9 protein-coding genes, 1 tRNA gene and 1 CRISPR repeat array are annotated in these 12479 nt (G+C 40.7%); of the genes, 3 read left to right on the forward strand and 7 right to left on the reverse strand.

Annotation, left to right across the window (positions count from 1 at the left end):
* Positions 1-154: 154 nt before the first annotated feature.
* The 3 genes from sigC to lipA form a co-directional block, all read right to left on the reverse strand.
* Positions 155-1405, reverse strand: coding sequence for an RNA polymerase sigma factor SigC (sigC, locus tag RMZ42_RS26120; RefSeq protein ID WP_322674151.1), 1251 nt, complete (start codon positions 1403-1405; stop codon positions 155-157).
* A gap of 705 nt (positions 1406-2110) precedes the next feature.
* Entirely contained in the window at positions 2111-3046 is a 936-nt protein-coding gene (locus tag RMZ42_RS26125) for an NAD(P)H-dependent glycerol-3-phosphate dehydrogenase (protein ID WP_322674209.1), read from the reverse strand.
* 24 nt (positions 3047-3070) lie between these two features.
* Entirely contained in the window at positions 3071-3955 is an 885-nt protein-coding gene (lipA, locus tag RMZ42_RS26130; RefSeq protein ID WP_322674152.1) for a lipoyl synthase, read from the reverse strand.
* Between the two features lie 136 nt (positions 3956-4091).
* Between lipA and RMZ42_RS26135 the strand changes: the two genes are divergently transcribed.
* Positions 4092-4165, forward strand: a tRNA-Pro gene (locus tag RMZ42_RS26135).
* A 109-nt stretch (positions 4166-4274) separates the two neighbouring features.
* Positions 4275-5967: a CRISPR direct-repeat array (repeat unit 37 nt; unit sequence GTTTCAATCCCTAATAGGGATTTTAGTTGATTGCGAT).
* Between the two features lie 253 nt (positions 5968-6220).
* On the opposite strand, the gene RMZ42_RS26140 is transcribed toward RMZ42_RS26135, so the two are convergent.
* Together RMZ42_RS26140 and RMZ42_RS26145 are read right to left on the reverse strand one after the other, a co-directional pair.
* Positions 6221-6988 carry a circadian clock KaiB family protein gene (locus RMZ42_RS26140; RefSeq protein WP_322674153.1) on the reverse strand — a complete coding sequence of 256 codons (768 nt, stop codon included), beginning with the start codon at positions 6986-6988 and terminating at the stop codon, positions 6221-6223.
* Between the two features lie 200 nt (positions 6989-7188).
* Complete coding sequence (locus RMZ42_RS26145; RefSeq protein ID WP_322674154.1) at positions 7189-8472, reverse strand: type IV pilus twitching motility protein PilT; 1284 nt, start codon at positions 8470-8472, stop codon at positions 7189-7191.
* A gap of 731 nt (positions 8473-9203) precedes the next feature.
* Here RMZ42_RS26145 and RMZ42_RS26150 point away from each other — a divergent pair.
* On the forward strand, positions 9204-9575 hold the full coding sequence (locus RMZ42_RS26150; protein ID WP_322674155.1) for a hypothetical protein: 372 nt from the start codon (positions 9204-9206) through the stop codon (positions 9573-9575).
* A gap of 260 nt (positions 9576-9835) precedes the next feature.
* The gene (gene wecB / locus RMZ42_RS26155; RefSeq protein ID WP_322674156.1) at positions 9836-10948 is read left to right on the forward strand and encodes a non-hydrolyzing UDP-N-acetylglucosamine 2-epimerase; all 1113 of its coding nucleotides are present in this window, start codon (positions 9836-9838) and stop codon (positions 10946-10948) included.
* Between the two features lie 127 nt (positions 10949-11075).
* Here wecB and RMZ42_RS26160 read toward each other — a convergent pair whose 3' ends face one another.
* Together RMZ42_RS26160 and RMZ42_RS26165 are read right to left on the reverse strand one after the other, a co-directional pair.
* Positions 11076-11666: a peptidoglycan-binding domain-containing protein gene (locus RMZ42_RS26160; RefSeq protein WP_322674157.1), complete on the reverse strand. Its 591-nt coding sequence runs from the start codon at positions 11664-11666 to the stop codon at positions 11076-11078.
* Positions 11667-12050: 384 nt separating this feature from the next.
* Positions 12051-12470, reverse strand: a complete 420-nt coding sequence (locus RMZ42_RS26165; RefSeq protein ID WP_322674158.1) for a response regulator — start codon at positions 12468-12470, stop codon at positions 12051-12053.
* Between the last annotated feature and the right edge of the window lie 9 nt (positions 12471-12479).

Here is a 12479-nt window from a genome sequence, read left to right on the forward strand (position 1 = left end):
CAGAAGTTGGACTTTAATACACATAATCATGATTCTGTCAATGCGTAAGTCCTAAGCCAATAAAAGGCTTTTGACCTGGGAATAAAATCACCCTTTTGTCCCTAGTCATTTGTCAAGTGTAGTTTTCTAATGACAAATGACTAATGACAAATGACTAACTCAGAGACTCCAAATAGTCGCGGATGAGGTTGCGGCGCTTGGGTTGACGTAGCTTTTGCAAAGCCTTAGATTCAATTTGGCGGACTCGTTCGCGCGATAAGTCAAGAGCGCGGCCAATTTCTGCTAAAGAATAAGGATGACCATCTGCCAAACCAAACCGCATCAGAATTACATCGCGCTCCCGACTAGTCAAATCTGATAGAAGATGATGCAAATCTCTTTGTAAAGATTCTCGCATTAACATTTCTTCTGGAGTTACACTGTCAGTTTCGAGTAATTCGCCTAACTCAGTGTCTTTATCTTTTCCTACTTTGGTTTCCAAAGAAACGGAGCGAGGAACCCGCAACAAAACTTCTCGGACTTGGGTAGGTGTCATCTCTAACTCAGTTGCTAAATCTTCCAGAGTTGGGGTACGACCTTTTTCTTGAGCAATTTTGCGTTGAGCTTTTTTGATTTTGTTTAACTTTTCGGTGATGTGAACCGGTAGGCGAATCGTGCGACTAGAAGTTGCGATCGCCCGTGTAATACCCTGACGAATCCACCAGTAAGCATAGGTACTGAAGCGATAACCCTTAGTTGGGTCAAATTTTTCTACAGCCCGCTCCAAACCTAATGTACCTTCTTGGACTAAATCTAACAATTCCAAACCACGATTTTGATACTTCTTGGCAACAGACACAACTAAGCGAAGATTCGCTTTAATCATGTGTTCTTTTGCTTGGAGTCCTTGGGATTGAACTTGCTCCAACTCTTCTACAGTCAACTTAGCGATTTCAGCCCAGCGACGTTTCCCATTTGCCAAAATCGGTCTGAGATCGGATAAAATTATGTCAGCAGTGGCAGCCCATCTTTCCAAAGACGGGCGATGTCCTAGTTCCGAGGTTAGACGTTCTTGAACTTCAACTAACCTTAGATAGGGTGTAATCACTTCATCCCCTTGCTTTGCGGCGTTAGCAAGTACTATCCGCATCCGCAAGTAGCGTTGGACTTTTTGAGCTTCTGAAACCTCTTCATCACGCCCCAACAAGCGAACCCGACCAATTTCTTGAAGATATAGACGTACTAGGTCTGTACTCCGACGGTTGGTGCTAGCAGCAAAGTTAGCATTGTCTACAGTTGCCAGTTCTAGCTCCTGTAGGTCATCTACCGATAACTCACTGTCATCAACCGTGAGATCCGAGTCCAAAGCCTGGCTAGACTTTTTGGTGTTGTAGGGGGCGTCTGCATAAAAAGATGTTGCTGGCATAAAGATCGTCTCAATGGCTCCAGGTAACAATAGATTTCGGTCAGCTTAGATTACGGTCAGCTATTCAACTGTTGCTATTGTTCCCGCGATTAACGATGAACTAACATGGTTGAACGTTCCCTTACAATTTTTTTTAGAAATTAACTGTAAGGGTTTTATTGGATACAGAATTACTGAACTTAATCGGCTGCTAAACTTTTGATTAAACCAATAGCTATTTAAATCCACAGCTAGGTTTGCAATATTTGAACTACTTAGTTAATATTTCAACCTTGATGGTTTTTTGATAGTAACTTTTGTAACACAGTATAAACATCCTTCAGTGAATGTCATCTTTATAATTGGCATAGTCACATTTACATGGGTGCAAAAGTAATATCCTGACGATTTAGCAATTTTTTCTCAGGATTATTCAGGTATAAGTAGAACTAATAGATATCGGGAAAGTGATTAGCATTAACGGCAAAAATTCTCTCGACACGGAGATAGAAGATGCGGATAAATTATCAAACACCCTCTCCGTGTTCCTGCGCCGTCTTGTATGTCAGTCTGAAAGTGCCAATTTCAACTTGATAGACTACTAACTAGTAGTCCATCAAGCTAAGGAAAGCTTGTTATGTAGTAAGCACTTCAGTGCTTAATATAAGGACTAAAGTCCTTACTACTAACTTATTTAGCTATCAAGTTGATTTGACAGACCACTAACTAGTAGTTGTACTCTGGCTTGATATCTCGCAACATCAGTTCATCAAGTGCTTGTCGGGGTGTGATTTCGCCTTGAAGTAACCGATAAACTTGCTCGGTAATTGGGACTGCGATGTTTTGTTGGTTGGCTCGTTGCATCAAAACTCGGCAAGTGTTTACTCCTTCAGCAGTTCCTTGTAAATTTGCGAGAGTTTCTGTAAGTGACTTACCACCAGCTAACTGATAGCCGACTTGGTAATTGCGACTTAAAGGACTATTGCACGTTGCTAACAAATCTCCTAGACCCGATAAACCATAAAATGTTTCCGTCTTAGCGCCCCAGTTGTTGCCGATACGAACCATTTCTGTCAGTCCACGGGTGACTAAAGCAGCTTTGGCATTGGTTCCCAGTTGTAAACCATCGCATACACCAGCTGCGATCGCAATCACATTTTTCAGTGTTCCTCCCAGTTCTACCCCCAAGGGATCAGGATTCGTATATACCCGGAAACGATGAGAAGAAAATACTAACTGCACTACTTCCGCAGCCGTGGGGATGTTACTAGCTACCACCGTGGCTGCTGGTAATTCCATTTGAATTTCTTTTGATAAATTAGGCCCAGATAAAACAACCACTGCATGGTTAGGGAATATTGTTTGCCAAATTTGTGAAGGTGTACAGGTGGTTTGGGGATCTAAGCCTTTCGTCGCCGTCACAAAAATTGTCTCTGGAGAAAGGGGGAAAGACTCAACTTCAGAAGCAACACCTCTCACACCAATCATTGAGATAGCGGACAGGATTATTTGAGCATCTTTTAAAACTGCTTGAAGAGTTTGGGAACCTTGACGCGACCACACGCGCACCTGATGACCATTTGCAGCAGCAAGATTTGCCAGAGATGCACCCCAAGCACCCGCACCCAGAATTGCAACGGAAAGTTTTGTGTTGGAGTACATCTGCTCACTCATAACTCCTAATTCCTAACTCCTAACTTTTGAGCGTGGGTAGCGTTCCATCAACTCCCTGACTTGTTCAGCATGATAAGAGCTTCTTGTCAATGGCGAAGAAACAACTTGTAAAAATCCGATTTCTTCGCCGAATGCCTTCCAATCAGCAAATTGTTCTGGATTGACAAATTCGTTTACCTGCAAGTGTTTTTGACTGGGTTGGAGATATTGCCCAATGGTCAAAATGTCGCAATCGACAGATCGCAAGTCTTGCATAACTTGGCGAATTTCGGCATCAGTTTCACCAAGTCCAACCATGATGCCAGATTTAGTGTATGTGCTAGGAGAAAGTTGGCGAGTGCGTTGCAATAATTCTAATGTGCGATCGTAGTTTCCTTGGGGACGCACCCGGCGATATAGGCGTGGAACAGTTTCGGTATTGTGGTTTAATACCTCTGGCGCAGCCTGTAGAATTAACTCTAGAGCATTCCAATTACCGCATAAGTCAGGAATTAGCACCTCAATTGTGGTGTTGGGTGAAACAGAGTTAACTGCATCAATACACGCTATAAACTGAGATGCACCACCATCAAGCAAGTCATCTCGGTTTACAGAAGTGATGACTACATGATTAAGGTTCAGGCGGCGAACAGCTTGGGCCAGTCGTGTAGGTTCTGTGGGGTCTAGTGGTTTGGGTTTTTTCTCAAAATCAATATCGCAGTAGGGACAAGCGCGTGTACAAGCGGGCCCCATAATCAAAAACGTGGCAGTCCCAGCGTTGAAGCATTCACCAATATTCGGACAGGACGCTTCCTCGCAAACTGTATTGAGGGCTAAATCCCGCAAAATTTCTTTAACGTTACCGATGCGCTCACGTCCAGGTGCTTTCACCCGCAACCAGTCTGGTTTTACAGTCACAATCCGCTTTTACCACTAGAGTTATACAAACTTAATCCTAGCAAGCAAAGTCTTTGATGAAGCGATCGTATATAGATGTAATTCTGCTATTTAGTGCAGGTTATGATATTCTTAATTTACAATGCCATTTTTATGGCGGGATGTGGCGCAGCTTGGTAGCGCACTTCGTTCGGGACGAAGGGGCCGCTGGTTCGAATCCAGTCATCCCGATTTTTTGATGTAGAGCGACAAATTATTTGTCGAATGCTCCTCTATTAACTTAAATATAGCTGACTTTCTTTGAGTCTAAAAAGTACCGCCCGAAGTCGTGTACTTAAAGGTTTCAATCCCTAATAGGGATTTTAGTTGATTGCGATGTGTAGCGGTATCAATAGAATTATCACCAATGTTTCAATCCCTAATAGGGATTTTAGTTGATTGCGATTCTTCTGATTCACCTTTGCTACAGTGTCAATAAAGGTTTCAATCCCTAATAGGGATTTTAGTTGATTGCGATCTTTTGCCAGTACCCATTTCACCGATAATCATTGTTTCAATCCCTAATAGGGATTTTAGTTGATTGCGATATGTGGGATAAAAATCAAAAAAGTGAAGTGTTTCTGTTTCAATCCCTAATAGGGATTTTAGTTGATTGCGATATCCATTTTTGCTAAATTTGATAAAATGTGTTTAACAAGGGTTTCAATCCCTAATAGGGATTTTAGTTGATTGCGATTGGTAGCGTTGGCAGTTTGGGGAATGTGCTGGTTGTTTCAATCCCTAATAGGGATTTTAGTTGATTGCGATTTTTTATGCAAGCCCCATTAATGCAATCATATTTGTTTCAATCCCTAATAGGGATTTTAGTTGATTGCGATATTGTGTGTGAATCAGTTAATAAGTACGATAAAAGTTTCAATCCCTAATAGGGATTTTAGTTGATTGCGATCTGATAGCACTACTACGGAGAAAAATGAGTTTTCTGTTTCAATCCCTAATAGGGATTTTAGTTGATTGCGATTTTACGCATAATGCGACCAGCTATCGGCATCTTCAGTTTCAATCCCTAATAGGGATTTTAGTTGATTGCGATGAATCGCAACCATCACAAATGCGATCGCAAAACCAGTTTCAATCCCTAATAGGGATTTTAGTTGATTGCGATCAATTCTTTATATTCGGGCTTGGCCTGCATAATCTGTTTCAATCCCTAATAGGGATTTTAGTTGATTGCGATTAAAGTAATTAAAGTCAGTAAAGGATTTGAATTGAAGAGTTTCAATCCCTAATAGGGATTTTAGTTGATTGCGATCCGGTGCTAACGTATTCCCCTATTGACCAAATTAACGTTTCAATCCCTAATAGGGATTTTAGTTGATTGCGATCTGTTCAATTGCTTCTGCAATCGCGTCTTCTGCAATGTTTCAATCCCTAATAGGGATTTTAGTTGATTGCGATCAGATTTTTTAAGTCTGCTCCTGCCGTCTTTTCAGTTTCAATCCCTAATAGGGATTTTAGTTGATTGCGATCCTAGCATCGAAACTGGTGTCAGCATTGATATTAAAGGTTTCAATCCCTAATAGGGATTTTAGTTGATTGCGATTAATGTCACACTTTCTTAGTTCGATTTGGAGAAGTTTCAATCCCTAATAGGGATTTTAGTTGATTGCGATTCGTCAAGATATCAAATATTATTCTCTGAATTTAAGTTTCAATCCCTAATAGGGATTTTAGTTGATTGCGATATGAGCTTGCGAATCAGCAGAATACAATAAATCGTTTCAATCCCTAATAGGGATTTTAGTTGATTGCGATTCAATTTCGTAATCATTAAATACTAACCAAGCCAAGTTTCAATCCCTAATAGGGATTTTAGTTGATTGCGATCTTCCACTTTGACGTAAGAACAGCTAAAAATTAATGTTTCAATCCCTAATAGGGATTTTAGTTGATTGCGATTTTAGCCGAAACGCGCACTAGAGTAAAAGCAGAATGGGTTTCAATCCCTAATAGGGATTTTAGTTGATTGCGATCGCAGGCGTTTGAAAGCCCTGTGTTATTTTGTTTTCAAGGTTCAACAGCGCGAATGCGAAAATCATAACATAAGGATTGGGAATTGTGCTAACTGTAAATAGCTGAAAGTCAGTTTATATGAGGTGCGCGGATGGTTTCAAGATGCTAAAGCTCTCAAATTCTTGCAGATAAAGCAATCTAGCCATTTTTGTACTAACCCTTTCACCAACACCTACCCATTCGCGCATTTAGCAAAAAAACTAGTCTAATTACTTAAAAGTTTTCCTTAACAGCTAACATCTGTAAAATCTTTTCTACACGATCCAACTCTCCAACGATTCGCCGAATTGGATGAGGCCAAACCTTGACAAGGGTAGGAGTTGCAGAAACCTGATTTAGTTCTGCTTGTTCTGGATGGCTTAAAACATCAATCACCTTCAAAGTATAAGGGTGTTTGAGCGATCGCTCTAACAATTCGTGTAAATTTTGCAGAATGCGTTCAGTAGAACTGCTATGTCCGGCAACAAATAAGCGGAGAACATAGCCTTGGGTAATGGCTTCTTTTTTTTGTACTATTACTGGTTGGTGATATTTTGGCACAGGTTCAGAAAGGTCTAGACGGACAATTAAATCGTGATCCTCCCAAAGCTGGCCAAATGACGAACGATAGGTTGTTAACACCATGCGATCGCACAATCCCTCTTGCCAAGGAGCTGCTTGCCATACTAATTCCCCTGTGCCAAAAACAGCATTAAGCAAAGCTTGATGTCTAATTACAGCCGGATAAGCTTCAGCAAAAGTTCGCACTTGTTGAGTGCGCGGATCTAACCAATTGTCAATAGTTGCAGTATAACAAGGCACTAAAAAGTGTGGTGGCTCTGGTAAATCTAGAATTTCTTGCAAAGCCGAGCATAAATGCAAATGCCATCGACCTTGCTTGCTAGGGTCGATGCAGTAAATTAAATCTCCTCCAGGTGTAAATAGGGCAATGCCTTTAAACAACTGGGGTGTAGATAGTTTATTTGTCGTCAAGTTATTCACAGAGGTTAGGAAGCTAAAAGTAAAAAATTCTCTCTTTACCTTTTACCTTAGCTATAACCGCAACCAGGATAACAAAGATATTTGGGAGTGGAAAGTAGGGAGTGGGGATGAGGGAGATGAGGGAGAATATTGAACAAGTCTCTTCTCCATGCCCAATGCCCAATGCCCCATGCCCCATGCCCAATTCCCAATTCCCAATCCTAAACTCGACCTCGGAGAAACTGCGCCATTTCGTTAGGAGTTGGTGACATTTCCAAAGCAGTTTCTTCAGTGATTCGTCCGTCTTGATAGAGATTCAGCAATGACTGATTCATCGTAATCATGCCGTCAAAGCCGGCTTGTTTCATCAGCTCGCCAATTTCATCATACTTACCATCTTTGATCCATTCTTTAATCGCCTCAGTGTTGATCAGGACATCATGGAAAGCAGCCCGCTTACCGTCAGTTGTGCGACACAAACCTTGAGCAATTACTGCCACTAAAGACTCAGAAATCGCCACCCGCATTGCATCTTGCTCATCACCAGAATAGAGGTTGAGAATCCGTTCAATGGTTTTGACCGCGCTATTGGTGTGCAAAGTTCCCATGACTAAGTGACCAGTCTGAGCGGCTTTTAGGGCGGTGTTAACGGTTTCCTTGTCCCGCATTTCCCCTACCAGAATCAAATCTGGGTCTTCCCGCAAAGCTGCTTTCAAAGCGTTGTCAAATTTCCGGGTATGCATTCCCACTTCCCGCTGTTTGACTAAGGACTTGCGGCTTTGATGGACAAATTCTATCGGGTCTTCAATGGTAATGATATGCTTGGCCATCTCCTTATTGATGTAGTCAATCATCGCTGCCATTGTAGTGGACTTACCAGAACCAGTGGGCCCTGTTACCAAAATTAAACCTTTATGGTGATGGCAAATATCCCGAAAAATCGGAGGTAATCTCAACTGTTCCATAGTTAAGATTTTTAGCGGAATCAACCGCAACACCATTGCAGGCCCTTTGAGGGAGCCAAAAACATTAATCCGCACGCGAGCAAATTCGTATTGAGTTGCTCCGTCAAATTCTAAGGATTCTTCAAAGCGCTGAATTTCTCCCTCAGTCATCACCTCCCGCAACCAACTCATAAAAGTTTCTTTATCTGTTTCTGGATAATCTCCTGATTGAATTTCTCCTCGGCTGCGGAAGCGGGGTGGTTCACCCACACCCAAGTGCAAGTCAGAATATCCCTGATCGTAAGCTTCTCTAATTAACTTTTCTAAAGTTAGTTCTGGACTGCTGTTTTGAGGGCGAACTGAACTAGGTATTGGCGGTGGACTAGCCGGACGATGACCTGCAACAGGCGCATTAGTGCCCCTATCCATTGACATATCGAGTGTTTGTGTCATCTGTCGCTGCGTACTAAAGGTTGGGGCTGGCGGTGGAGGCGGCGGCATTGGTGGTAAATTACGTCCGGCAGCAGAGTTAGAATTTAATGGAGACTGTGATTCTGTCATATATCTTCACATTTGGCAGTTAAAAAGTTGAATTCACGAGAAGTAAAGTCACTTGCTTTGATGACTTTTGGAGAATGCTTGTCTGCAAGCCTTAGCGGTGATAGAAGGCGATTGAAACTCTAGAACCACGGTCAATCTATTTCATCCACCTCAATTGGTATCTTTTATTTCCTAAGATTTCAATACTCAGAATATTTAGACAGATTATTTAACCTATCTAGACTGGTTTAACACACGCAAGTACTTAAAAGACCTCAGAAAATACACATAGGTTACGAAGTAAGATTTAATACTTTTACTTTTAAAGTAAATATTCTCATGACTTAGATGAGAAATTTATCCCAGGCATGGGCACGAATTGCTAGCAATTAACAGTACAAATACTAGCAGTTCATTTATTCAGCCCGTCTAGGAATTATGAGAAAGACTACTAGTTTTTATAAGAAATGTTAAGTTGAATCGGAGCGATCGCTTGGGGATCGAGGTTTAAAGCTCATACCTTTTAGGTTCTATACCTGAAGGTAGATGCAGTAAACAAGTTTTTCTCATAGATATAAAATTGACTTTATATCCATAATTACAAAAAATTAACTGTAAACTTTAGTAAATAAATGCTCATTTTCCCAATTAGTTTTTATATACTGAATTTCACTGAGACAATTCAGTTTACTCGCAAAAAAGTGAGATATTACTGAAATTAAAATCTGTTGTGTATTTTGGGAGGAAAAGTCATGGTTTCTGCTCAAAGCTCTAATCAAGGAAAGACCTACTCCTTGTTGATGATTAAAAGCTTTTTAATATGGACTTTTACATTAGCAGTATGTTTGTTGGTTGTGGGTTTTCCACTAGTTGTCTTAATGGCTACGGTTGGATGTCTGTTGTCGATTATCTTGCAATCTGTAATGCCTGTTAGTGCGGTTTTGCTTGTAGCAGGGGCTCTAATAATGTTTAATGTCATGGCGGTTGTATTGGCTGCGGGTGTGCTAACTGTTAAGGGAGTTCATCCTAGTGAAATTAAATGGTTAAGCTGGCTGCATGGAGAGGCAGACCAAATGCAGGCTACTGTTTACGCTGCTTGCCCTCTAACTTGTGAAATTAAATAGTTATTACAGGTTAATTAGACAAACAGTGCGTCTGCCCGGTTAAGCCGGGTTTTTTCATGGTTTTTATAATGTGAACTTTTAAATAGTTATTACAGCTTAATTAAACAAATAATGCATTTGTCAAGTTAAGCCGATTTTTTTATATCTTGTGTGATTTATCCATTAATATTTATGGTTTATGTGAGGATTGACCGCCGACTATTGACCATAGAGCATTGACTATAGACCATTGACTATAGATGGTAAATTACAGATAACTAATGACTAATCAAAAACGCGTTTGCATTATCTTAGGTACTCGCCCGGAAGCAATTAAACTCGCTCCAGTGATTCAGGTTTTCCAGAAGTCTTCAGAATTTAAGTTGCAAGTAATTTTAACTGGACAACATCGGGAGATGGTTGAGCAGGTTATGCAACTGTTTAATATCAAGTCGGATTATAACTTGGAAATTATGCAGGTTCAGCAATCTCTAAATGATATTACCTGCCGTAGTTTACAAGGATTAGAAGCATTATTTAAGGCGGAAAAACCAGATTTAGTAATCGTGCAAGGAGATACTACCACTGCTTTTGCCGCAGCTTTGGCAGCTTTTTATCAAAAAATTCCTATTGGTCATGTAGAAGCAGGGTTAAGAACTGATGATATCTTCAATCCTTACCCAGAAGAAGCTAATCGCCGATTGATTTCTCAAATTACTCAGTTGCACTTTGCGCCGACTCCTTGGGCTGTGGAAAATTTGCACCGTTCTGGTGTTTTGGGTGAAATTCACATGACAGGTAACACGGTAATTGATGCATTGTTAAATGTCGCTGCAACTCAAGTAGTTTGCGATGTCCCAGGCTTAAACTGGGAATCACATCGGGTTTTGTTAGCAACAGTTCATCGTCGGGAGAATTGGGGAGAACCTCTGTTAGCGATCGCTCAAAGCTTTTTACAAATCTTAGACAAGTTTCCTGATACAGCTTTGCTCTTACCATTACACCGAAATCCGACAGTGCGAGTCCCGTTGCAGGAACTTTTAGGGAATCATCCTCGAATTTTCTTGACAGATCCTCTAGATTATGGGGAATTGGTAGGAGCAATTGGGCGATCGCATCTTTTACTCACTGACTCTGGAGGCTTGCAAGAAGAAGCTCCCAGCTTGGGAAAACCAGTACTAGTTTTGAGAGACACTACCGAAAGACCAGAGGCTGTGGTAGCCGGTACAGCCAAACTTGTTGGCACTACAACTGAGAACATTGTTGCAGCTGCTGCTGAATTACTCAGTGACTCAGATGCTTATGAAGCGATGGCAAACGCAATCAATCCCTTTGGGGATGGTCATGCAGCAGAGCGCATTTTGCAGATTGTCCAAAATTACATTCATGGGTAAGCAAGTTCGTAGTAAGGACTTTAGTCCTTATTTTCTAAGCACTAAAGTGCTTACTACAAACCCTGAAAACTAAAACTAGTTTGACAATATTTACCGAACCACGAGATATTCCAAGGGTAGCTTCTGGTTAAATACCCAGAGCCGATCGAGTTTCGGGGCCTACAACACCATCTACAAGTAGACCTTTGCTTTGCTGAAAGCTTCGGACTCGGCTAACAGTTTCTTGACCGTAAATTCCATCAATTCTAAGATTACCTAAAGCTGTTTGCACGTCTCTGACGAGCTGACCTTTTGAACCAGGAGTAAGAATCACCGAACCGCCAACACCGCCAGGTCTAGTCACAGGAGGATTGTTAGGTCTATTACCAATCCATCGCGCAAAAACGTATCTACCTGTAGAAAGTCTGGCAAAACCATTTTCATATCGTTCAATTGCTGGAAGTGTTGCACCATTTGGTACACAGTCCACATACGAGTAGTTGCTGCTTGGGCCGGTACGGACACGTAAACAACTGCCGTTAGTCTTTACATAGGCAGCTGAACTTACTTGAATTTGAGTTACAACAGCAAATAATACACCGACACCAGCAAAAGTTAACCAAGCCGAAGATTTAAGCAGTTTTTTCCAATTGAATTGAGGTTGAGGAAGATGATACTTAGTGTTTCCAGATGCCTCTTCTTGAGCAATAAACATCTGAGAATAAGCAAGATATTCCATAATGCACTCCTTAATATGAAAAAATGAGTACTTCCAGAGAATTACTTGGTCGTTCTCTGTATTTATTCTTAGTATATTTTATATCCCTGTATTTTAAAAAGTTTTTTATTGATAGCGAAATTAATAAAAAATAAAATAGGACTCATATTTGATTTTTGAAAAAAACTCAGTACAGCTTTATTCCTTCTTCCCAGTCCCCAGTCCCCAGTCCCTAGTCCCTACGATTAATTCAGAAATCAAATCAGATTGCTAAATTAGTCAAAATATTCCTGAAAAAATGCGATGTCTACAACGGGTTAGCTCGTGTAGACATTGAATTTTGAAAATAAATAAAATTTAGTTTAGTTAAAGCTTTTTTATTTAATGATTTATCTCTAGTTACATCTAAATATGACAAACGTATTGTTCGATTCCAACTAAACTAGCAACAATAGAAGTTAACTCGTCTAAATCTATTGGCTTGCATTGGTATATATCATAACCTGCTAATAATGCACGTTTATGGTCAGCCTCGAAAGTAGATGCTGTTAGAGCAATCGCTGGAATCTTTCTACCTCGCTTTGCTTCTAAATTTCTGACTTTCAAGAGCAGTGAGTAGCCATCTTCGTCGGGTAAGCAAATGTCACTAATTAGGATGTCTGCTTTAAAAGATGACATTATTTTTAAAGCCTCGTCTGCTGAAGCCGCTGCAATTACCTCTGCTCCCTCTAATTCAAACAGAAAAGTAAGTAATATTCTCGTATCAGCGTCATCATCAACAATCAGCAATCGCAGACCTTGAAAAGACATCGATTGATTAGACATTATTTTCAC

It is taken from the genome of Nostoc sp. DedQUE05 (genome assembly GCF_034530955.1).
In the GTDB taxonomy this organism is placed as follows: Bacteria; Cyanobacteriota; Cyanobacteriia; order Cyanobacteriales; family Nostocaceae; genus Nostoc.

Coding starts and splice junctions, on each gene's coding strand:
- sigC (WP_322674151.1), bottom strand. CDS start 1,405: ATGCCAGCAACATCTTTTTATGCAGACGCCCCCTACAACACCAAAAAG.
- RMZ42_RS26125 (WP_322674209.1), bottom strand. CDS start 3,046: ATGTACTCCAACACAAAACTTTCCGTTGCAATTCTGGGTGCGGGTGCT.
- RMZ42_RS26145 (WP_322674154.1), bottom strand. CDS start 8,472: ATGACAGAATCACAGTCTCCATTAAATTCTAACTCTGCTGCCGGACGT.
- RMZ42_RS26150 (WP_322674155.1), top strand. CDS start 9,204: ATGGTTTCTGCTCAAAGCTCTAATCAAGGAAAGACCTACTCCTTGTTG.
- wecB (WP_322674156.1), top strand. CDS start 9,836: ATGACTAATCAAAAACGCGTTTGCATTATCTTAGGTACTCGCCCGGAA.
- RMZ42_RS26160 (WP_322674157.1), bottom strand. CDS start 11,666: ATGGAATATCTTGCTTATTCTCAGATGTTTATTGCTCAAGAAGAGGCA.
- RMZ42_RS26165 (WP_322674158.1), bottom strand. CDS start 12,470: ATGTCTAATCAATCGATGTCTTTTCAAGGTCTGCGATTGCTGATTGTT.